We start from the raw sequence: 20,747 nt of genomic DNA, 5'->3' as shown, positions 1-20,747 counted from the left end.
CCGCCGCGCTCGCACGGATCAGCGTGCCCTTCGGGGCGAGCTGAACTCGGCGCCGCTGGCCGGCAAGACCGTAGGGCGGGTCGTGACCCGCCGCTTTTGCTCGGGTTTGACACGGCGGGTCACGACCCGCCCTACACCGGGCCATGGCCCGCGAGCAGAGGCCCCGGTTGCGCATCGAAGGTACATGTCGGCAAAGGATTGCCGACCTACGTTCGTTCAATCCAGGTACAGCGTCGCCGGGTGTTCGAGCAGGGCCTTGATCGCCTGGATGAACTCGGCGGCGTCGAAGCCGTCGACGATGCGGTGATCGAATGAGGACGACAGGTTCATCATCAGCCGCGGCACGACGGCGCCGTTGCGGATCACCGGGCGCTCGATCATCTTGTTGACGCCGATGATCGCGACTTCCGGCGCATTGATCACCGGCGTGGTGACGATGCCGCCCGTCGCGCCGAGGCTGGTGATGGTGATCGTCGAGCCGCTAAGTTCCTCGCGCCTGGCCTTGCCGCTGCGGGCCGCGTCGGCGAGCCGGCGGATTTCGGCGGCGGCGCTCCACAGATCCAGGTTCTGCGCATGGCGTGCGACCGGCACGACCAGGCCCTGAGCTGTCTGCGTGGCGATGCCCACATGCAGCGCCGAGTGCCGATAGACGATGTTGGCTTCGTCGTCGTAAGTCGCGTTGATCTGCGGGAAGCGGCCGCGGACTTTGGCCAGCGCGCGGATCAGGAAAGGCAGCAGCGTCAGCTTGCCGCGCTCCTGGCCGTGCACCGCGTTCAGATGCACGCGCAGCGATTCGAGCTCGGTGACATCGATCTCTTCGACATACGCGAAATGCGGGATGCGCTGCATCGTGCGCTGCAGGGTCTCGGCGATCTTGCGGCGCAGGCCGATGATCTTGATCGCTTCGACCGTGTCGTCGTCGGCCGACGCCGGTTTCGCCGATGCCGGCGCGTGGCCGCTGACGTCGTCGAGTGTGATGCGGCCACGCGGCCCGGTGCCGGGCACCAGGTTCAGATCGATGTCGAGTTCGCGGGCGCGCTTGCGTACCGCCGGCGAGGTCTGCGGTTTCTCGCCGGCCGGGCGGACCGAAACCGACACCGAAACCGGCGCGGGGGCCGCTGCGAGCGGCGCCGCTTTCGCTGCCGGTGCCTCCACGGCCGGTTTCGCCACAACGCTGGCTTCGGCTGTCGCAGCCCCGGCATCGTCCGCAGCCGTTTCGATTTCCAGCAGCGCACCGCCGACCGCGACCTTGTCGCCGGCCTCGCCGTATAGCGCGACGATCACGCCGGACACCGGCGACGGAATTTCGACCGCGGCCTTGTCGGTGAGCATGTCGACCAGCGGCTGGTCCTCGACGACGCGCTCGCCAAGCTTGACCCGCCAGGTCGCGATCTCGGATTCCGCGATGCCTTCGCCGACGTCCGGCAGCTTGAATACGTAGCGCGACATCTCAGGCCTCCGCCACTTTCTTCAGCGCCTTGGCGACGCGATCCGGGCCGGGGAAATAGGCCCATTCCAGCGCATGCGGGTAGGGCGTGTCCCAGCCGGTGACACGCTCGATCGGCGCCTCCAGCGACCAGAAGCAGTTCTCCTGCACCACCGCCATCAGCTCGGCACCGAAGCCGCAGGTGCGCGTCGCCTCGTGCACGATCACGCAGCGACCGGTTTTCTTGACCGAGTCGACGATGGTGTCCAGGTCCAGCGGCAGCAGGGACCGCAGATCGATCACCTCGGCGTCGACCTGGGCTTGCTCCACCGCCGCCAGGCAGACGTGCACCATCGTGCCGTAGGTGATTACGGTGAGCTTCTCGCCGGGCCGCACGATCGCGGCTTTGCCCAGCGGGATCTTGTAATAGGCCTCGGGCACTTCGCCCATCGCATGCTTGGACCAGGGTGTCAGCGGACGCTCGTGATGGCCGTCGAAGGGCCCGTTGTAGATGCGCTTGGGCTCGAAGAACACGACCGGGTCGTCGTCCTCGATCGCGGTGATCAGCAGACCCTTTGCGTCGTAGGGATTGGACGGCATCACCGTCTTCAGGCCGCAGACATGCGTGAACATGCTCTCGGGGCTCTGGCTGTGGGTCTGGCCGCCAAAGATGCCGCCGCCGCAGGGCGAGCGCACCGTCAGCGGCGCGAAGAATTCACCGCCGCTGCGATAGCGCAGGCGCGCGGCTTCCGACACCAGCTGGTCGAAGGCTGGGTAGATGTAGTCGGCGAACTGGATCTCGGTGACCGGGCGCAGGCCATAGACGCCCATGCCGATCGCGGTAGCCATGATGCCGCCTTCGGAGATCGGCGAATCGAACACCCGTTTTTTGCCGTACTTCTTCTGCAGGCCCGCGGTGCAGCGGAAAACGCCGCCGAAGTAGCCGACGTCTTCACCGAAGACCACGACGTTCTCGTCGCGCTCCATCGTCGTGTCGATGGCCGAGTTGATTGCCTGGATCATGTTCATCGCGGCCATGGCTTCAGCCCTCCTGCATTTCGCGGCGCTGCCGCTGCAGGTGGATGGGCACGTCCTTGAACACGTCTTCGAACATGCTGTCCGGCGAGTGCTTCGATGTGCCGAGCGTGCCGTGGCTTTCGGCTTCCTTGAGCTGGGCTTTCACGTAGTCGTCGAGTTCCCGGGTCAAGGCCTGGTGCCGCGCCTCGTTCCAGTGGCCGCATGCGACCAGATGGCGCATCAGCCGATCGATCGGATCGCCCAGCGGCCACTGCGCGGCCTCGGTCTGAGGGCGATACGCGGACGGATCATCGCTGGTCGAATGCGGCGCGGCGCGATAGGTGACGAGTTCGATCAGCGTCGGCCCCAGATTGCGACGCGCACGCTCCGCAGCCCAGGCGGTGACCGCATAGACCGCCAGAAAATCATTGCCGTCGACGCGCATGCCGGGGATGCCGAAGCCCAGCGCGCGCTGCGCGAAGGTCGCGCGTTCGCCGCCGGCAAAGCCCTGGAACGTCGAGATCGCCCACTGGTTGTTGACCACGTTGAGCAGCACCGGCGCCTGGTACACGCTCGCAAACGTCAAAGCATGGTGAAAGTCGCCCTCGGCGGTCGTGCCGTCGCCGACCCAGGCCGCGGCGATGCGCGTGTCGCCCTTCAGCGCCGAGGCCATCGCCCAGCCCACGGCCTGCGGAAACTGGGTACCGAGATTGCCGGAGATCGAGAAGAAGCCGGCGTCGCGGGCCGAATACATCACCGGCAACTGGCGGCCTTTCAGGCGGTCGCGATGGTTGTTCAACACCTGGCACATCATGTCGAGCAGCGGCCAGTCGCGCGCCACCAGCAGGCCCTGCTGGCGATAGCTTGGGAACAGCATGTCGCCGCGGTCCAGCGCCATCGCCTGCGCCACCGCCACTGCTTCTTCGCCGGTGGACTTCATGTAGAAACTGGTCTTGCCCTGGCGCTGCACGAGCACCATGCGCTCGTCGTAGGCGCGGGTCAGCATCATGTAGCGCAGACCCTTGAGCAGGGTCTGGGTATCGAGCTTCGGGTCCCAGTCGCCCAGCGCCTGGTGCTCGTCGTCGAGCACGCGGATCAGCTGGTAGGGGTAGAAGCGCAGATCGGTTTCGGGCGCTGTCGCCGCCGGGCGCTGAACCGCGCCGGCCGGCGACAGGTGCATCTCGCCGAAGTCGGGTGCCTCGCCCGGCCGCGCTTTCGGCTCCGGGATATGCAGGGAAAGGGGGGGCAGTGTGGTGCCGTCGCTCATCGTGCTACTCCAGCTGCGAGAGGCCCAGAGTGTCCGGCCGCGCGCACGCCTGCCGACAAGCGGGCCGCCGCCCTGGCGCAGGGCCGGCGTTCGCTAGTGTCGAAGGGCGTCGTTTGCAGCATCGGATTCTCCTCCGAAAGGCCCATTCCGGCCGTTGTTGTCGGAGCATTCTATAACCTGCCGGTGGCCGAGCTGGCCGAGCACACGATCGCGACCTATTACCCAAGAACGTATTGCCCAAGCCGTAGGTCGGCAATCCCTTGCCGACGTGTACCTTCAATGCGCAACCGGGGCCTCACGTCGGCAAAGGATTGCCGACCTACCCGCAGCCGCACCGCGCAGATCGGCAAGGGCTTGCCGTTGTGACGAGTTACTATTGTCCCTGTCGCCCCTATGGGAGTGCCCGATGAGCCAGAACCCGAGCCAGCAAAGCCTGCAACAGCGCCTCGCCGAGCTTCAGGTCGAGATCGAGCGCCAGGCGCAGCGCATCGCCGACCTGGAGCGCTCCGCCGGCCTCGGCCCGCCGACGCACCGGCACCTGAAGCGTGGCAGCGTCTACGCCGAACTGGGCCGCGGTGAAGTTCAGTCCAGCCGCGAAATCGTCGAAGGCGACCAGCTGGTGATCTACCGCGCCGAGAACGGTTCGCTATGGGCGCGCCCGCCCGAAGAGTTCGACGACGGCCGGTTCAAGCCGCTGGTGTGAATTCCGGAGCCCTGGCTTGAGCGCAGAACCGAATCACCGCATGCAACCGGGCCTCGGCGTGATCGAGTGGCAGTCGCGCATCGTGGTGTATCAGATGGACGGCGCCCGTATCGCCTGGGCGCGCTTTCTCGGTGAGCAGACCATCGAGGTCGACGAGTCGCTGCGTGCCGCGATCATCGCGGATCGCCAGCGTTCCGAACCGACCTAGCGCGCCGCAAAAAAAAATCCCGTGAGCCAGGGGGAGGGCTCACGGGACCACAGCTCCGGCTTGGGGGACGCCGGTTCCCGCCCCAGGGAGTGAAGGCGGGGGGAGTGTGAATAGGGAGAGATCCACACTCGCAGATATAGATAGGAGCCGCGTCGAAAAGTTCAAGAGGCCCCCGAAAAAAGTCGCGGTGTCCGTGTTTCACCCGTACGGACTCGAAGATCATCGTACGTCTGGTCTGTAATCGAAGCGACATCCGCGCAACTTAGATTATCCGACCAGCAAGCATGGGCAATATCGCCCCCTGCAACGACAAGGCGGAGAGCCGGATGTTCGAGTTTCTTGGGATCGGGACGCCAGCGCTGATCACGCTGGGTCTGGCGCTGGCATTGGCGCTGGCATTTGAATTCGTCAACGGCTTTCACGACACCGCCAACGCGGTGGCGACGGTGATTTATACGAACACCCTGAAGCCGGGCCCGGCGGTGGTCTGGTCGGGTACCTGGAACTTCATCGGCGTGTTGACCTCCAGTGGTGCCGTGGCCTTCGGCATCGTCGCGCTGCTGCCGGTCGAGCTGGTGCTCAATGTCGGCTCCGGCGCCGGTTTCGCGATGATCTTCGCCTTGCTGCTGTCGGCGATCATCTGGAATCTCGGCACCTGGTACATGGGCCTGCCGGCTTCCAGCTCGCATACGCTGATCGGCTCGATCGTCGGCGTCGGCCTGATGAATTCCTACCTGTCGGCTGATTCCGCTTTCGGTGACGGCGTCAACTGGGCCAAGCTCGCCGACACCGGCAAGGCGCTGCTGATTTCGCCGATGATCGGCTTCGCGGGTGCCGCGCTGCTGCTGTTGCTGATGCGCGCCGTGATCCGCAACAAGGCGCTGTTCGAAGCGCCGAAAGGTGATGTGCCGCCGCCGTGGCCGGTGCGCCTGCTGCTGATCGCGACCTGCACCGGCGTGTCGTTCGCGCACGGCTCCAACGACGGGCAGAAGGGCATGGGCCTGATCATGCTGATCGTGATCGGCGCCGCGCCGGTCGCGTTTGCGCTCAACCAGAACGCGAAGCCCGAAACCCTGCAGCACATCGAGCAGCAGGCGACGACGGTGCAGGGCGCGCTCGCCGGTACCGCGGCGCAGCCAAGCGCAGAAGACGCGCGCAAGATCGTCACGCTGTATCTGCGCAAGAAGCAGTTCGACGACACGACGCTGCTGGCACTGGGTGCGCTCAACGGCGAACTCGCGCACCGGCTCGGCGGCATCAAGAGCCTCAACGAAGTCGCGCCGGACCAGCGCAGCAGCGTGCGCAGCGATCTGTACCTGATCAGCGAATCGCTGACGCGGCTGGACAAGGCCAAGCAGCTGCCGCCGGCGATCGACAAGAGTCTGCTCAGCTCGTATGGCAAGGACGTCAAGAGCCTGACCTCGTACATCCCGATATGGGTCAAGATCGCCGTCGCGCTGGCGCTGGGCCTGGGCACGATGATCGGCTGGAAGCGCATCGTCGTCACCGTCGGCGAGCGCATCGGCAAGGCGCATCTGAACTACGGCCAGGGCGCATCGGCCGAGCTGGTGGCATTCGCGACCATCGAAGCCGCCGACGTGCTCGGCCTGCCGGTCAGCACCACGCACGTGCTGTCGTCCGGCATCGCCGGCACGATGGTCGCAAACGGCGGCGGGCTGCAGAAGAGCACCGTGCGCAACATCCTGCTCGCCTGGGTGCTGACCTTGCCGGTCTGCGTGCTGCTAGGTGCGGGCCTGTTCGCCGCCGGCTTGTTCCTGGTGTTCCGGGTGTTCGGCGTCTGATTTTCGTAGGTCGGCAATCCCTTGCCGACGTGAGCGGTCGATGCGCAATCGAGGCTTCACGTCGGCAAAGGATTGCCGACCTACGCTTTTGGCGCGGCGATGCGGCGGCGTATCGCCAGCCCGATCATGATCGCGAGCGCAATCAGCACCAGCGCCGCAGCCGCACGCCGCCATTGCTGCTGCGCCAGCGAATCGCCGAACCAGGCGAGCAGAGCGGTACGCGGCAGCACGCCGATCAGCGTCGCGATGGTGAACGGCAGTATCCGTATCGACGACAGTCCGCAGGCGACCTGGGCGATGCTGAGCGGCGTCGCCGGGAATGCGGTGTACAGCGCGACCAGCTTGGCGCCGCGCTCGTGAAAGTAGCTGTCGACCCGTGCCAGTCTTGCGCCGAGCCGGCGCTCGACGAAGTCGCGGCCTAGGCTGCGCGCCAGCCAGAACATCATCACGCCGCTGATCGCGCCGCCGATCGCGCCGAGCAGGGTGCCGGCCACGACACCGAACAGCGCGCCGCCGGCGGTCATCAGTAACAAGGATGGAATCAGCAGAAAAGGCCGCAGCACCATCACCGCGACGAACGCGGCTGGCGCCATCGGCCACTGCAGTATCCAGACGCGCAACGACTCGGCCGACCATTGCACATGCTCGGCGCGCAGCCAGAACGCGCAGGCGACTCCGGCCGCGACCAGCCCCAGGGCCGCTATGCGCGCCAGCCTGCCGGTGCGGCGTTCGGCTCGCAGCGTGGTCGGGTCGACGTTGATCATCAATCGCGGCTCCGTGCTCGGTCAGTCGTGTGGCGCAGCGCGCAGTGCGCCGCCGGATGCTACCGCGTGGGCGTCTTCTGAGGCCAAAGACCGGGCGGCCGCAAGGCCGATACCGCCGAGCAGCTCACCGGTATAGTGGCGCGATGTCCGTGCTTCGTTATTTCGACGCCTATCCGGCCGCCACGCAGGCGCAGGTCCGCGAGCTGATCGAGACCGATCGGCTGGCCGGCTATCTGCATCGCCGCTATGCGGCAAGGCACGAGATCCGCACCGACAAGGCGCTGTACGAGTACGCGATCGGTCTGAAGCAGCAGTACCTCCGCAGCGCCGCTTCGCTGCACAAGGTTGTCTACCAGAACAAGATGGACGTGCTGCGCAGCGTGCTCGGCCTGCACACCACGATCTCGCGCGTGCAGGGCGGCAGGCTCAAATCCAAGCAGGAAATCCGCATCGCCTCGCTGTTCAAGGACGCACCGCCGGAATTTCTCGAGATGGTCGTCGTGCATGAACTCGCGCATCTGAAGGAATCCGAGCACAACAAGGCCTTCTACCAGCTGTGCCGGCACATGCTGCCGGACTACCACCAGATCGAGTTCGATCTGCGGCTGTATCTGGCGCATCGGGAGCTGGTGGACAGTGCCGCTGCCGTTACGCTCAAGCCACTGTAGGAGCGGCCCTTGGCCGCGATCGAGGCCTGATCGTCACAATCGCGGCCAAGGGCCGCTCCTACTGTTCGCAAATCAAGACTTCGCCAGATACCGCGAGCGCATCATCGCCACGTACTCGTCTTCGGAAGTTTCCCGGCGCGCCTTCACGAGGGGCTCGATGTCCTTCGTCGCCAGATAGCGCAGACGATCGCTGCCGTCAGTCGCCGCATCGAAGATAACCCGGGCGACATCCTCGGACGTCGCCAGGCGTGCCGCGCGCAGACCGGCGAACACCGCGAGGCTGCCTTCGACAAAGCGCTCGTAATCTTTCGGCGCAGAGACCTGCACCGCTTCGGCGCTCGAGCGCGTGCCGAACTGCGTGCTGAGCACGCCGCCCGGCTCAACGATCTTGACGACGATGTTCTGCGACAGCAGCTCGTAGGAAAGCGACTCCGAGAAACCTTCGAGCGCAAACTTGCTGGCGGTGTACGGCGAGATCATCGGCAGGCCGAACACGCCGGCGCCGGAACTGACGTTGACGATCACGCCGGCCCGGTTGCGGCGGAAGTGCGGCAGCAGCGCGCGGGTGACATCCATCACGCCGAACAGGTTGACGTCGAACTGCTGCTGGATCTTGTCGCGCGGCGTCGATTCGAAGATGCCGAACAGGCCGAAGCCGGCATTGTTGACCAGCACGTCGATGCGGCCGAAGCGATCGATACCGGCGGCGATGGCCTGGTCGATGCTGTCGCGATCCTGCACGTCGAGATGCGTGACGAACACCTTGTCGAGCTGCGCCAACTCGGCGCCGGCGGACGGGTCGCGCATCGTCGCGGTCACGTTCCAGCCGTGGCTGGCAAAAAGTTGAGCGGCGGACTTGCCGAAGCCGGTCGAGGCGCCGGTGATGAGGACGGTCTTGGTCATTGAGGGTGATCCAGGTGGGTGTGCGTACCCACATTAGGCGTGACCCACCGATGAAACAATCAGGCTAATCTTGCACGAAGTCATGCAGGAATCAGCACAATGAGCGCCAAGCACAAGGCGGGTCTGTTCGAACTCAACGCGGTGGTCGCGGTATCCACGCATCGCAGCTTCCGCCGTGCGGCCGGCGAACTGGGCATGTCGCCGTCGGCGCTGAGCCACGCGGTCGCGGCGCTGGAGCAGCGCATGGGCGTGCGGCTGTTCAACCGCACAACGCGCAGCGTGTCGCTGTCTGAAGCCGGCGAGCAGTTCCTGGCCCGGGTGCAGCCGGCGCTGCGGGAGATATCCGCGGCGATGGAGGCGGTCAACGAATTCCGCGACACGCCGACCGGCACGCTGCGGCTGAATACGTCCGAAGGCGCCGCCAGGATGATTCTGCGGCCGCTCGTGTTCGAGTTCCTGCGGCGTTACCCGGACATGCAGGTTGACATCGTCACCGAGGGCCGGCGGGTCGACATCGTGGCCGACGGCTTCGATGCCGGCATTCGCGAGGCCGAAAATGTGCCGCAGGACATGGTCGCCGTGCCTTGCAGCGGGCCGCTGCGCTTCGTCGTCGTCGGCTCGCCGGAGTATTTCGCCCGGCGCAAAAAGCCGCGCTCGCCGGCCGATCTTGCCCAGCATCCGTGTGTGCGCAGCCGGTATCCGAGCGGCGCGATCTACAAATGGGAATTCGACAAGCGCGGCGAGCAGCAGCTGGTCGACGTCAGCGGCTCGATGACGCTGGACAACCACAACCTGATGATCGAGGCCGCGTTGGACGGCGTCGGCCTGATCTGGACCAGCGAATGGGCGGTCGCGGACCACATCGCAGCCGGACGCCTGGTCCGCGTACTGGACGACTGGTGTCCGACGTACCCGGGGCTGTGCCTGTACTTCCCGAAGCATCGCCACATTGCTGCCGGCCTGCGTGCCTTCATCGATGTCGTCAGGGAAGTGACCTCGCCCGCGTAGGCCGGCAATCCTTTGCCGACGCGAGGCCCCGGTTGCGCATTGAAGGTACACGTCGGCAAGGGATTGCCGACCTACGCCGCCTTGCCGAATTCCATGACGCCGTCGTCGACGCGGGTGTACTTCATCACCGCGAGATCGATCACGTAGTTCTGGTGCACCCGCCAGGGCGCCCTGGAGCCCTGGCGCGGAACCAGGCCTCTGGCGCGCAGCAGATAGCCGGATCGCAGCGTCGACATCGGTACGCTGGTCAGCCCGGCATCGCGCGGCCGCGGCGTGCAGCGCTGGTAGCCTTTGCGATCCATGTGGTTCAGCAGCCGGCACACGTAGCCTGCGCTCAGATCGCACTTCAGCGTCCACGAGGCATTGGTGTAGCCGAATGCGAACGCCAGGTTCGGCACATCGCTGAGCATCATGCCCTTGTAGATCAGCTTGTCGGCCAGCTTCACCGGCTCGCCGTCGACGAGCAGCTCGATGCCGCCCATCAGCTTGATGTTCAGCCCGGTCGCGGTCACGACGATGTCGGCCGCCAGTATCCGGCCCGAACGCAGCCGGATGCCGTTCTCGACGAAACCCTGGATATGGTCGGTGACGATGTCCGCCTGCCCCGAGCGCAGCACCTTGAACAGATCGCCGTCCGGTGCCAGGCACAGGCGCTGATCCCAGGGCTTGTAGGCCGGCGAAAAATGCGTATCGACGTCGACCGCCGGCCCGAGCTGCCGGCGCAGCCGCTGCAGCAGCGCTTTGCGGATGCGCTCCGGCCTCCGCTGCGCGAGCTGGTACAGCAGGATCGCGAGGCCCAGGTTTTTCCAGCGCGCGAGGGCGTCGGCGATACGGCCCGGCAGTTTGTCGCGCATCCAGTTGGCGATGCGGTCTTTGGCCGGCATCGCGACGATGTAGCTCGGCGAGCGCTGCAGCATCGTCACCCGCGCCGCCTGTGCCGCCAGCGACGGGATCAGCGTCACCGCGGTGGCGCCGCTGCCGATCACGACGACGCGCTTGCCGGCCAGGTCGAGCTGGTCGGGCCATTGCTGTGGATGCAGCAGCTGCCCGGAAAAATTTTCGATGCCGTCGAATTCCGGTGTGTAGCCCTGCGCATAATCGTAGTAGCCGCAGCACGTCGACAGGAACGAGCAGCTGAGCACGAACGGCTTGCCGGCTGCCGTGCCTTCAACGGTCCAGCGCGAAGTCTCCGACGACCAGGCGGCGCGGCTGATGCAGTGACCGAAACGGATCTTGCGGTCGATGCCGTATTCCTCGGCGGTTTCGCGAATGTAGTCGCGGATCGCGTCGCCTGGCGCGATCGAGATATCGCCGCGCCAGGGCCGGAACGGAAAGCCGAGCGTGTACATGTCGGAGTCTGCGCGGATGCCGGGATAGCGGAACAGATCCCAGGTGCCGCCGAGCGCATCGCGCGCCTCGAGGATCGCGTAGTGCTTGCCCGAGCATTCGCTCTGCAGCCGGTACGCGGCGTCGATACCCGACAGACCGGCGCCGACGATCAGCACGTCGAAATGTTCGATGTTGGAAGGAGGCCGCCTCTTCATCGGCTAGTCATCGGATCGGGCGGTCCGGCTTCTGTTTGCCGCGCCCGATATTGGCGACGATCAGTTCCAGCAGCTTCGGCACCAGCGCTTCGGGAAGGTCGTGGCCCATGCCCGGTATCAGTTCGAGCTTCGCGTTCGGGATCAGCCGCGCCGAGCGCCTGCCGCTGGTGAGCCGCACCATCGGATCGGCGCTGCCGTGGATCACGACGGTCGGCGCGGTGACTTTTGGCAACAGCGCTTCGATACTGCCGGTGGCGAGGATCGCATGCGTCTGCCGCAGGATTCCGCCGGGGCGGAATGCGCGATCGAAGTCACGCCCGGCGAGCCGGCGCAGCTCGGCTTCCGGTATCGGGTAGGCCGGGCTGCGGAGCAGCTTGCGCATGGTCACGCTGCGCTCGACGATCGTATCCCGCGATTGGTCGGCGGAGCGTTTGCCGAACATCTGCCTGGTGATCGCCAACACCGGGCCCGGGCTCCAGGGATGATTGCTGCCGGACATGATCGAGCACAGGCTTAAGGCACGCTGCGGCGCGGTACCGGCGATGATCTGCGCGATCATGCCGCCCATCGACACGCCGACCAGGTGCGCGCGCGGCAGCTGCAGCGCGTCCATCAGCGCCAGCGTATCGGCAGCCATGTCGTGCAGCGTGTAGTCGCTGACGATGGGCAGGCGCAGACGATTGCGCAGGATGCTGCGCGGCATGTTGAATCTGATTCCGCGCCCGGCCTCGCCCGACAGGCCGCAGTCGCGATTGTCGAAGCGCAGCACGCGCAAGCCCTGGGCCAGCAGGCCGTCGCAGAACGAGTCGGGCCAGTCGACCAGCTGCCGCGACAGGCCGTTGATCAGCACCACCGGCTCGGCGCTTGCGGGACCGGCCTGCTCCCAGTAGATCTCGACGCCGTTGCACAGCGTGTGTCCTGTGGACCACGTGAAAACCCGCGCCGTCGCCGGCGAGGAAGCGTCTGACATGTCGAAGCCCTTATCGATTGGAATGACGGCCGGCGTGGAGCATGCCGAGCCCTCAGCGGCCGGCATTATCCCCGAAGCCCCGTTCTCAGGCTGCTAGGGCCTGTTAACCATTAGGCGATCGCCTAATGGTTAACAGGCCCTAGCACTTGCACCGCGAGGCCGTTGAGCGCGGCATTGCCGGATACGTCGAGTTCGAGTTCGTCGGTCAGATCGTTGGCGCTCGCGCCGGGCTGGCGCTGCGCGATCTCCATGCGCGTTCCGGCGCGGTCGTGGCCCCAGCCGTGCGGCAGCGAGACCACACCCGGCATCATATCCGCGCTGGCCTGCACCTCGACGACGATCTCGCCGGTGCGCGAGCGCACGCGCACCCGGCTGCCGTCGGCCAGGCTGCGCGATTGCAGATCCTGCGGATGCATCAGCAGCTGATGCCGCGACGGGCCCTTGGTCAGCCGCTGGCTGTTGTGCATCCACGAATTGTTGCTGCGCAGGTGGCGGCGGCCGATCAGGCGCAGCTCGCCGTCGACCGCGCGGGCCGGTTGCATCAGCTCCTGGTGATAGCGCTGCAGGGCTTCGAGCATCTCGGCGGGCGCGCAGCGGATGCGCTGGTCCGCATGCACCAGACGCTGCGGCAGGCTCGGTTGCAGTGCCCCGAGATCGATGCCATGCGGCGCCGCTTTCAGCGCCTTCAGGCTCAGCTTCAGCGGATGGTTCTGCATCGCGCCGTAGGGGCCGGCTTGCAGGCCCAGGTCGATGATCTGCTCGGGGCGCATCGCGGGCCGGGGTTGGGTGCCGAGACGCGCGGCGACTTTTTCCCCGAGCCGGGTAAAGATCTCCCAGTCGTGCAGCGCGTTCTCGCTCTTGTCGAACGTCGGCGCCGACCAGCGCGCGGTATTGCGCACGGCGAAGATATGAAAGATCAGGTCGTACTGATCATGCTCGACCGCCGGCGTCGGCGGCAGGATCACGTCGGCGTGACGCGTGGTTTCGTTGAGATAGAGATCGATTGCGACCATGAACTCCAGCGATGCCAGCGCGCGGTCGAGCTGGCGGCCATTGGGCGTGGACATCACCGGGTTGCCGGCGTGGGTCACCAGCGCGCGGATCTGGCCTGCGCCCGGTGTCAGCACTTCTTCGGCGAGCGCCGCCACCGGCAGTTCGCCGCCGAATTCGGGCAGGCCGCGCACGCGGCTTTTCCAGCGGCCGAAGCTGCCGGGCTTGCTCGCCGGGCCGCCGATCAGATCGACCGCCGGCCGGGTGAACAGCACGCCGCCGACGCGGTCCAGATTGCCGGTCAGCAGATTGATCAGCTGGATCAGCCATTGGCACAGCGTGCCGTGGCGCTGGGTCGACACGCCCATGCGGCCGTACATCGCAGCGCCGTCGGCCGCCGCGAACTCGCGCGCCAGGCGGCGCAGGCTGCCACTGTCGATGCCGCTTTGCGCTGCCAGCATTTCGATATCGAAAGCGGCGAGGGCGGCGGGCAGCTCGGCCAGGCCGTCGCTGAAGGCGGCTAGCCGCCCGGGCCGGGTCAGCTGCTCGTCGAACAGGGTTTTCACAAACCCGAGCAGGAACGCGGCGTCACCGCCCGGCCGCACCGCGTGATATTCGTCGGCGACGTCTGCGGTCTCGCTGCGGCGCGGGTCGAGCACCACCATCTTGCCGCCGCGTGCCTGCAGTGCCTTCAGACGCGCGCGGAAATCCGGCACCGTCATCAGGCTGCCGTTGGACGCCATCGGGTTGGCGCCGAGCACGAAGAAGTAGTTCGTGTGATCGATATCCGCGATCGGCACCAGCAGCTGGTGCCCGTACATCCACCAGACGACCAGCTGATGCGGCAGCTGGTCGACCGAGGTCGCGCTGTAGCGGTTGCGGGTCTTGAAGTGACCGAGGAAATGCGAGGCATGCGTCATCGCCCCGTAGTTGTGCACGGTTGGATTGCCGAGATAGGTCGCGATCGCGTCGGCGCCATGCTCGTTATGAATCTGTACGAGCCGCTCGGCGACCCGATCCAGCGCCTCGTCCCAGCTGGCCTGACGAAAAATACCGTCCTCGCGTATCAGCGGATGGCGCAGACGATCAGGGTCTTCATCAATGTCCTTCAGCGCGACCGCTTTCGGGCAGATATGGCCGCGCGACAAGGGGTCGGCTTCATCGCCGCGGATCGAGCGGATTTCGCGGCCGGCCACACGAAACTCGAGGCCGCAGATGGCTTCGCACAGATTGCAGGCGCCGTAGTGGATGCGCTCTTCCATTGTCGATCTCCTTCACCGCAGCGCGAAGCATGGACCGCCTGGCTCGGCGGCGTCCACCTCCGTGGCAACGCCAAAACTCAGCGCCAACTCAGCGCCAACTCAGCGCTGGATGCCGGCGACCAGCGCGAATCCCAGGAAGCTCATCAGCAGCGAGCCGACGACGTGGGTGGTGACGGTCGCGGCCGCCCAGCCCAGCCTGCCGTCCTGCATCATCAGCATCACTTCCGCCGAGAACGCCGAGAACGTGGTGAAGCCGCCGCAGAAGCCGGTAATGATTAGCACGCGCCAGGCTGGGTCCAGGTTCGGCGCCCTGGCGAAGAACGCGACGGCCATCCCGATGATCAGGCCGCCCACCAGGTTCACCAGCAAGGTGCCCATCGGCAGGTTGGGATAGACGCTGTTGAGTTTCACCCCGGCAAAAAAGCGCAGCAGGCAGCCGATCGATCCGCCGATGACGACCGCCAGCAGAGATTTGTACATGGGGCACTGCACCGGAGAGTTAGCGCTGATCCGGCCAACTTTACTGTGCTCCGGCGAATGATCAAGCCGCCAAGCCTGATGCCAGGGCTCGAACTCGGCCTACTGCTTGAACGTGAACTTGCGGCGCATCTGGCTTTCCACCGGGGCGCCGTTGCGCAGAGCCGGCGAGAACACCCATTTCTGGATCGCCCTGACTGCCGAGCTTTCAAACATCTTCGCCGGCTCGGCGTTGAGGACGGAGACGTCGCGAACCTTGCCGTCAGTGTCCACGACGAACTCGAGCTCCACCCAACCCTCCACCGAATGGGCTACGGCCTTGTCCGGATAGTCCGGAGAAACCTGTTTCACCACCTGCGCCGGAGAATCCGCGCGCGCCGACTGCGTGGCTGTTGCCAGGATCAGAAATGCAAGGCTGTAGGCCAGCTCCCTTGCGCACCCATGAATGCCTGCTCTTGTCATCGCTCTATCTCCTGTTCACGTCGTAGCCGGATCGTCGGTGGTCCGTTCCCACGCTTCCCGATGCCCCCGTATCGGCGCGAGTCGATAGGACTGAAGGAACCTCTGATCAAGTCCCGGCGCGGACGTGCGGGACTTGATCAGAGGTTCCTTAAGTCTTCAGGTCGGCGGCCGATAGTGGGTTTAGGCCAAGGGTCGCCAGGACTCTTGTGTGCGCTGCGATGTGCAAAACAACAGGAGATTCGAGAATGAGAGCTGCACTGGCGCTGTTGCTGGCACCGTCCACACGCCTGATGGGCCGCCTGCGGTTCGCGCAGAAGATTGCGCTGATCGGCGCAATCTTCCTGATCGCCATCCTCGGCTTGTCGCTTGTTCTGGTGGCCCAGGTCAACGGGCGCATCAGCTCCACACGCTCCGAGCAGCTGGGCGTGAGCGGATTGGTCCCGCTGCTCGACCTGCTGCAGACGCTTCAGGTGCACCGCGGCCTGAGCGACCGCATCGGCGCCGGCGAGGAAGGCCTGGACGCGCAGCTGGCGCCGGCGGCCTCCAAGGTCGAGGCCGCCTTTGCCGCCCTCTCCGAGTGGAGTGACTCCAGCGGCCAGATACTGGATCTGTCCGGCATGGTTTCAGGGCTGCACGAACAATGGTCCGGTCTGAGCGACGGCGGTGTGAAGCTGGGTGCTGCGGCTCCCAAGGCCTACGGCGCCGTCGCCGAAGGCCTCTATCAGTTGGCGCAGGCGATTGCCGACCGTTCGCAGCTGACGCTGGACCCGGTGCTGGAGTCCTACAACCTGATGGACGCCGCAGTCTTCCGTCTGCCGCTGATTGCGCTGGAAAGCGCGCGCCTGCGCGATGTCGGCAACAACGTCATATCGGCCGGCGTGATGTATACCGGTGACCGATCGACCCTCACCAGCCTCGGCTTTCTGGTCGACCGCGAGGCCGGCCTGATGGCGCGCAACCTCAAAGCGATCATCGCGTCGCAGCCGCGGCTGCAGGAATCGCTGGCCGAGCCCCTGGCCGCGGCCGTAGCGGCCACCGCATCGCTGCAGTCCGCCGTGCACACCGGATTGTTGGAGGCCAAGTCCATCGAAATGCCCGTCGCAGACTACCAGCGCACCGGCAACGCGGCGGTCGACGCCTCCCTGGGGCTGATCGATGCGGCGACCGCCGCACTCGACGTGCTGCTGCAGGAGCGCGTCGCCGGGCTGCGTTTCAAGTTGCTGTTCACCGTGGCGGCCGTAGTCGCCGTGATGCTGCTGGCCGGCTATCTGTTCGCCGGATTCACCCGCTCGCTCGGCGAATCCCTGCGCGGGATCGGCGATGCCGTTCGGGACATGAGCCAGGGCCGCTTTCCGGAGGCGGTTTCGGTGACCACGCGCGACGAGATCGGTGAGGTGGCCAAGGGTATCCATGCGGTGGTCGTGACATTGCGCAGCTTCGCCGCGGCGCAGCAGCAGATCTATAGCCGGCATCATGCCGGCGAGATCAGCTACCGCATCGCCGACGGCGAGTTCCAGGGCGGCTACGGCGAGATGGCGGCGAACGTGAACCGGCTGGCCGAGGCGCACATCGGTACCACCGACACCGTGGTCAGCCTGATCCAGCGTTATGCGCTGGGCGATCTTGCCCCGCAGATGGAGCGGCTGCCCGGCGAGATGGAGCGCATCAGCGATGCAATGGGCGGCATCCGCGAGCGGCTGACGGCGGTGCGTGACGAGATTCTGGGCCTGAGCGAGGCGGCCGCGCGCGGCGAGTTCACGCGCCGCGGTGACGCCGGGCGCTTCGAATTCGCGTTCCGCGAAATGGTGGAGGCGCTCAATGCGCTGATGAGCAATGCCGAGAACGGCCTGTCGGGCCTGGGCAAGCTGCTGCATGCGGTCGCCCGCGGCGACCTGACCCCGCGCATGCAGGGTGAATTCCACGGTCAGTTCGCATCCCTTCGCGACGACGCCAACTCGACCGTCGAGCAACTCTCGGGCATCGTCGAAAAGATCCAGTCCTCGTCGGCGGCCATCGAGACCTCGGTGCGCGAGATCGCCTCGGGCAACCAGGATCTGTCGTCGCGCACCGAACAGCAGGCGGCCGCGCTGCAGGAAACCGCGTCATCGATGGAGGAGCTGACCTCCACGGTCAAGCAGAATGCGGAGAACGCGCGCGTTGCCAACCAGTTCGCCATCGGTGCCGGCCGGGTCGCGGTGAAGGGCGGCGAAGTGGTGAGCCAGGTGGTCGGCACGATGAGCGAGATCAGTGCCTCGTCCAAGCGCATCGCCGACATCGTCGGCGTGATCGACGGCATCGCTTTCCAGACCAACATCCTGGCGCTCAACGCCGCGGTCGAAGCGGCCCGCGCCGGCGAGCAGGGCCGCGGCTTCGCGGTCGTGGCAACCGAGGTGCGCAGCCTGGCACAGCGCAGTGCGGCCAGCGCCAGGGAGATCAAAACCTTGATCCAGGAATCCGCCAATCGGGTGCAGGCCGGCTCGCGGCTGGTCGAGGAGGCCGGCACGACGATGAACGAGATCGTCGATTCGGTGAAGCGTGTCACCGACATCATGGCCGACATCACGCTGGCGTCTCAGGAGCAGAGCTCGGGTATCGAGCAGGTCAATCGCACGATCACGCATATGGACGAATCGACGCAGCAGAATGCGGCGCTGGTCGAAGAGGCCGCGGCCTCGGCCCACAACATGGAGGAGATGGCGCAGGCGCTGGGCGCGATGATCCGGCAATTCAAACTGAGTAGCGCGGCGGAACATGAACCCGCGGCTCCCAGCCAGCGCCGGTCAACGGCACCGGTGCGTCTGGCGATCCATCGCGGCAGGGCCGCCTGAGGTTCCTTGGGGACGGTCGGCGCAGGCCTGGAACTCGCAATCGCGGTCAAGGACCGCTCCTACAGGCCTGTCGCGCACCGGTGATACGCGACTGTAGGAGCGGTCCTTGACCGCGATTGCGAGTTCCAGGCCTGCGCAGAGCTAGTCCGTCAGCTGCAAATGCCCGAGCAGTAATCGCGAACGCTCGGCGCTAGCGCCGACCAGGATCTCGATATCGCCCGCTTCGAACACCGGTTTCAGATCGATGCCGAGAAAGCGCAGTTCCGAGGCGGGCAGCAGCAGTTCGACCGTGCCGGTTTCGCCGGGCTGCAGGCTGATCTTGCCGTAGCCTTTCAGCTCCAGCAGCGGCCGCGCGACGCTGGCGACCTTGTCGTGCGTGAACAGGAAGACGGTTTCTTCGGCGCCGTGCCGGCCATGGTTGCCGACATCGACACGCACCGTGATCACGTCGGCTTCGCTGGCGTTGTCGGGTGTGATGCGCAGATTGTCGTAGACGAAGCTGCCGTAACTCAGCCCGTGGCCGAAGGGGTAGAGCGGGTCGTTGGGTACATCCAGATAGCGGCTGGTGAAGGAGTCGCCCTGGCTCAGCGGCCGGCCGCTGTTGCGCTGGCCGAAGAAGATCGGCACCTGGCCCAGCGCGCGCGGCCAGCTCATCGGCGTGCGGCCGCTGGGCGAGACGATGCCGCTGACCACGTCGCTGATCGCGTTGCCGGCCTCGGTGCCGAGGAACCAGGCGGCCAGCAGCGCGTCGGCTTTCTCGGCAAGGAGCGGAATCACCAGCGGCCGGCCCGAGAACAGCACGACGATCACCGGCACGCCGCGTTCACGCGCGTGCTCGAACACCGCCTCGGCCAGCGCCAGCTGCTGGCCGGGCAGTTCGGGATAGGCGCGGCTGGCGGCTTCACCGCTCATCGCGGTGGCTTCGCCAAGGCACAGCAGCACCGCGTCGGTGTCGTTGCACAGCTGCAGCGCCGCGGGGATGCCGCTGCGATCGGCGCTGTTGATCGCGGTGCCTGGCGCGTGGCGGATTTCGGTATTCGGAAAGCCCTTGCGAATGCCGGCCAGCACGCCGACATGCGGCTCGTTCTCGCCGGCACTCCACCAGCAGCCGCGCATTTCGGGGCCGGCATCGGCGAGCGGGCCGATCACGCTGAGACGCTTGACCGTCGGTGACAGCGGCAAGGTGTCGCGCTCATTCTTCAGCATCGTGATCGCGCGCGCGCCGATGCGGCGCGCCAGCTGGCGGCGCTCGATCAATACCTCGGGCGCCTCGGCGCTCGCACCGCGACGGTAGGGATCGTCGAACAGGCCGAGGTCTTCCTTGAGCTTGAGTACGCGGCGCACGCAGACGTCGATGTCGTCCATCGTCACGGTGCCGCGCTCCAGCGCGATCGGCAGGCCCTTGCGATAGCCGTCGGCCATCATGTCGATGTCGACTCCGGCTTTCAGCGCCAGTGCCGCGGCGTCGGCCAGATCGGCGGCGACGCCGTGGCGCATCAGCTCGCCGATCGCGTTGTAGTCGCTGACTAGCACGCCATCGAAGCCGAGCTGATCGCGCAGATAGTCGCGCAGCAGCGCCTTGTGCGCGGTCATCGGAATGCCGGCCAGATCGGTGAACGCGGGCATGATCGTCGCGACGCCGGCCGCGACCGCCGCTACGAACGGCGGCAGGTGGACCTCGTGCAGTGTGCGCTCGGAGATGTCCACCGACGCGTATTCGCGCCCCGCCGTAACCGGGCCATAGGCGCAGAAATGCTTGGCGCAGGCGGCGATCGCATCGGCCGAGGACAGACTGCTGCCCTGGAAGCCGCGCACCTTGGCGCGGGCCATGCGCGATGTCAGATACGGGTCCTCGCCGGAACCTTCGGCGGTGCGGCCCCAGCGCGGATCGCGCGACACGTCGAGCATCGGCGCGAAAGTCATCGAGAGCCCGTCGGACGCGCCCTCCCTGGCGGCCTCGCGCGCGCTCAGCTCCCAGGCCGCATCGTCGAACAGTGCCGCTTCGGCCAGCGGTATCGGGAACAAGGTGCGGTGGCCGTGGATGATGTCCAGGCCGATCAGCAACGGGATGCCCAGGCGCGTCTGCTCGACCGCGATCTGCTGGACCTCGCGCGTCGGCCCGGGGCCGATGATATTCAGCAAATTGCCTATCGTGCCGTCCTTGATCGACTCGGTCGAGTCGCCGGCGATGATCGGGCCGGTCACCGCGTAGCCCGAGGCGGTCATGGTCAACTGGCCGAGTTTTTCGGCCAGCGTCATCTGGCTCAACAATTTTTCTATGCGGCTCATCGTCCCGTCCGGTTGGGTCGCTTGATCATCATGATAGGTCGCTGGCGCCGGTTCGCGTAGGTCGGCAATCCTTTGCCGACGTGTACCTTCAATGTGCAATCGCTGCCTCACGTCGGCAAGGGATTGCCGACCTACTGATGAGCACAATGTCGGCATGGC

General features: G+C 66.1%; 16 protein-coding genes and 1 pseudogene. 6 read left to right on the top strand and 11 right to left on the bottom strand.

Annotated elements, in window-relative coordinates; translation table 11 throughout:
• Window positions 1-216: 216 nt before the first annotated feature.
• From JWQ90_RS18840 to JWQ90_RS18830, 3 genes are read right to left on the bottom strand one after another with little or no spacing between them, the layout of a single operon-like run.
• The gene (locus JWQ90_RS18840) at window positions 217-1,449 is read right to left on the bottom strand and encodes a dihydrolipoamide acetyltransferase family protein (RefSeq protein ID WP_299696552.1); all 1,233 of its coding nucleotides are present in this window, start codon (window positions 1,447-1,449) and stop codon (window positions 217-219) included.
• A 1-nt stretch (window position 1,450) separates the two neighbouring features.
• On the bottom strand, window positions 1,451-2,464 hold the full coding sequence (locus JWQ90_RS18835; protein WP_299696551.1) for an alpha-ketoacid dehydrogenase subunit beta: 1,014 nt from the start codon (window positions 2,462-2,464) through the stop codon (window positions 1,451-1,453).
• Window positions 2,465-2,468: 4 nt separating this feature from the next.
• Window positions 2,469-3,710, bottom strand: coding sequence for a thiamine pyrophosphate-dependent enzyme (locus tag JWQ90_RS18830; protein WP_299696550.1), 1,242 nt, complete (start codon window positions 3,708-3,710; stop codon window positions 2,469-2,471).
• A 406-nt stretch (window positions 3,711-4,116) separates the two neighbouring features.
• On the opposite strand from JWQ90_RS18830, the gene JWQ90_RS18825 reads away from it, so the two are divergent.
• From JWQ90_RS18825 to JWQ90_RS18815, 3 genes and pseudogenes are all read left to right on the top strand, one after another.
• Window positions 4,117-4,413 (top strand): hypothetical protein, encoded by a 297-nt coding sequence (locus tag JWQ90_RS18825; RefSeq protein ID WP_299696549.1) that lies wholly within the window; start codon window positions 4,117-4,119, stop codon window positions 4,411-4,413.
• A gap of 16 nt (window positions 4,414-4,429) precedes the next feature.
• On the top strand, window positions 4,430-4,621 hold the full coding sequence (locus JWQ90_RS18820; protein WP_299696548.1) for a hypothetical protein: 192 nt from the start codon (window positions 4,430-4,432) through the stop codon (window positions 4,619-4,621).
• A 362-nt stretch (window positions 4,622-4,983) separates the two neighbouring features.
• Window positions 4,984-6,423: pseudogene (locus JWQ90_RS18815) on the top strand (inorganic phosphate transporter); the annotation flags it as partial.
• Window positions 6,424-6,503: 80 nt separating this feature from the next.
• On the opposite strand, the gene JWQ90_RS18810 reads toward JWQ90_RS18815, so the two are convergent.
• Window positions 6,504-7,187 carry a VTT domain-containing protein gene (locus JWQ90_RS18810; RefSeq protein ID WP_299696546.1) on the bottom strand — a complete coding sequence of 228 codons (684 nt, stop codon included), beginning with the start codon at window positions 7,185-7,187 and terminating at the stop codon, window positions 6,504-6,506.
• A 143-nt stretch (window positions 7,188-7,330) separates the two neighbouring features.
• Between JWQ90_RS18810 and JWQ90_RS18805 the strand changes: the two genes are divergently transcribed.
• Window positions 7,331-7,855 carry a M48 family metallopeptidase gene (locus tag JWQ90_RS18805; RefSeq protein ID WP_299696545.1) on the top strand — a complete coding sequence of 175 codons (525 nt, stop codon included), beginning with the start codon at window positions 7,331-7,333 and terminating at the stop codon, window positions 7,853-7,855.
• A gap of 72 nt (window positions 7,856-7,927) precedes the next feature.
• On the opposite strand, the gene JWQ90_RS18800 is transcribed toward JWQ90_RS18805, so the two are convergent.
• The gene (locus tag JWQ90_RS18800; protein WP_299696544.1) at window positions 7,928-8,758 is read right to left on the bottom strand and encodes an SDR family oxidoreductase; all 831 of its coding nucleotides are present in this window, start codon (window positions 8,756-8,758) and stop codon (window positions 7,928-7,930) included.
• Between the two features lie 99 nt (window positions 8,759-8,857).
• Here JWQ90_RS18800 and JWQ90_RS18795 point away from each other — a divergent pair, with 99 nt between their 5' ends.
• Entirely contained in the window at window positions 8,858-9,766 is a 909-nt protein-coding gene (locus JWQ90_RS18795; RefSeq protein WP_299696543.1) for a LysR family transcriptional regulator, read from the top strand.
• 71 nt (window positions 9,767-9,837) lie between these two features.
• On the opposite strand, the gene JWQ90_RS18790 is transcribed toward JWQ90_RS18795, so the two are convergent.
• The 5 genes from JWQ90_RS18790 to JWQ90_RS18770 form a co-directional block, all read right to left on the bottom strand.
• The gene (locus tag JWQ90_RS18790; RefSeq protein WP_299696542.1) at window positions 9,838-11,310 is read right to left on the bottom strand and encodes an NAD(P)/FAD-dependent oxidoreductase; all 1,473 of its coding nucleotides are present in this window, start codon (window positions 11,308-11,310) and stop codon (window positions 9,838-9,840) included.
• Between the two features lie 7 nt (window positions 11,311-11,317).
• Window positions 11,318-12,280 (bottom strand): alpha/beta hydrolase, encoded by a 963-nt coding sequence (locus tag JWQ90_RS18785; RefSeq protein ID WP_299696541.1) that lies wholly within the window; start codon window positions 12,278-12,280, stop codon window positions 11,318-11,320.
• A 122-nt stretch (window positions 12,281-12,402) separates the two neighbouring features.
• Complete coding sequence (locus JWQ90_RS18780; RefSeq protein ID WP_299696540.1) at window positions 12,403-14,532, bottom strand: molybdopterin-dependent oxidoreductase; 2,130 nt, start codon at window positions 14,530-14,532, stop codon at window positions 12,403-12,405.
• Window positions 14,533-14,631: 99 nt separating this feature from the next.
• Window positions 14,632-15,012 (bottom strand): fluoride efflux transporter CrcB, encoded by a 381-nt coding sequence (crcB, locus tag JWQ90_RS18775; protein ID WP_299696539.1) that lies wholly within the window; start codon window positions 15,010-15,012, stop codon window positions 14,632-14,634.
• Between the two features lie 99 nt (window positions 15,013-15,111).
• A complete protein-coding gene (locus JWQ90_RS18770; protein WP_299696538.1) occupies window positions 15,112-15,471 on the bottom strand; it encodes an energy transducer TonB in 360 nt (119 codons plus the stop codon).
• Window positions 15,472-15,716: 245 nt separating this feature from the next.
• Here JWQ90_RS18770 and JWQ90_RS18765 point away from each other — a divergent pair, with 245 nt between their 5' ends.
• On the top strand, window positions 15,717-18,299 hold the full coding sequence (locus JWQ90_RS18765; protein ID WP_299696537.1) for a methyl-accepting chemotaxis protein: 2,583 nt from the start codon (window positions 15,717-15,719) through the stop codon (window positions 18,297-18,299).
• A 141-nt stretch (window positions 18,300-18,440) separates the two neighbouring features.
• On the opposite strand, the gene JWQ90_RS18760 is transcribed toward JWQ90_RS18765, so the two are convergent.
• Entirely contained in the window at window positions 18,441-20,588 is a 2,148-nt protein-coding gene (locus JWQ90_RS18760; protein ID WP_299696536.1) for a glycoside hydrolase family 3 N-terminal domain-containing protein, read from the bottom strand.
• Window positions 20,589-20,747: the final 159 nt, after the last annotated feature.

The sequence above is a fragment of the Hydrocarboniphaga sp. genome, from assembly GCF_028291725.1.
Taxonomy (GTDB): domain Bacteria; phylum Pseudomonadota; class Gammaproteobacteria; order Nevskiales; family Nevskiaceae; genus Hydrocarboniphaga.
This window is presented reverse-complemented; position numbering and strand designations above follow the sequence as displayed.

Bases quoted from the DNA above. Each gene is read 5' to 3' on its own strand.
- JWQ90_RS18810 (WP_299696546.1), bottom strand. From the start codon at position 7,187: ATGATCAACGTCGACCCGACCACGCTGCGAGCCGAACGCCGCACCGGC.
- JWQ90_RS18825 (WP_299696549.1), top strand. From the start codon at position 4,117: ATGAGCCAGAACCCGAGCCAGCAAAGCCTGCAACAGCGCCTCGCCGAG.
- JWQ90_RS18780 (WP_299696540.1), bottom strand. From the start codon at position 14,532: ATGGAAGAGCGCATCCACTACGGCGCCTGCAATCTGTGCGAAGCCATC.
- JWQ90_RS18790 (WP_299696542.1), bottom strand. From the start codon at position 11,310: ATGAAGAGGCGGCCTCCTTCCAACATCGAACATTTCGACGTGCTGATC.
- JWQ90_RS18770 (WP_299696538.1), bottom strand. From the start codon at position 15,471: ATGACAAGAGCAGGCATTCATGGGTGCGCAAGGGAGCTGGCCTACAGC.
- JWQ90_RS18795 (WP_299696543.1), top strand. From the start codon at position 8,858: ATGAGCGCCAAGCACAAGGCGGGTCTGTTCGAACTCAACGCGGTGGTC.
- JWQ90_RS18785 (WP_299696541.1), bottom strand. From the start codon at position 12,280: ATGTCAGACGCTTCCTCGCCGGCGACGGCGCGGGTTTTCACGTGGTCC.
- JWQ90_RS18830 (WP_299696550.1), bottom strand. From the start codon at position 3,710: ATGAGCGACGGCACCACACTGCCCCCCCTTTCCCTGCATATCCCGGAG.
- JWQ90_RS18835 (WP_299696551.1), bottom strand. From the start codon at position 2,464: ATGGCCGCGATGAACATGATCCAGGCAATCAACTCGGCCATCGACACG.
- JWQ90_RS18840 (WP_299696552.1), bottom strand. From the start codon at position 1,449: ATGTCGCGCTACGTATTCAAGCTGCCGGACGTCGGCGAAGGCATCGCG.
- crcB (WP_299696539.1), bottom strand. From the start codon at position 15,012: ATGTACAAATCTCTGCTGGCGGTCGTCATCGGCGGATCGATCGGCTGC.
- JWQ90_RS18765 (WP_299696537.1), top strand. From the start codon at position 15,717: ATGAGAGCTGCACTGGCGCTGTTGCTGGCACCGTCCACACGCCTGATG.
- JWQ90_RS18805 (WP_299696545.1), top strand. From the start codon at position 7,331: ATGTCCGTGCTTCGTTATTTCGACGCCTATCCGGCCGCCACGCAGGCG.
- JWQ90_RS18760 (WP_299696536.1), bottom strand. From the start codon at position 20,588: ATGAGCCGCATAGAAAAATTGTTGAGCCAGATGACGCTGGCCGAAAAA.
- JWQ90_RS18800 (WP_299696544.1), bottom strand. From the start codon at position 8,758: ATGACCAAGACCGTCCTCATCACCGGCGCCTCGACCGGCTTCGGCAAG.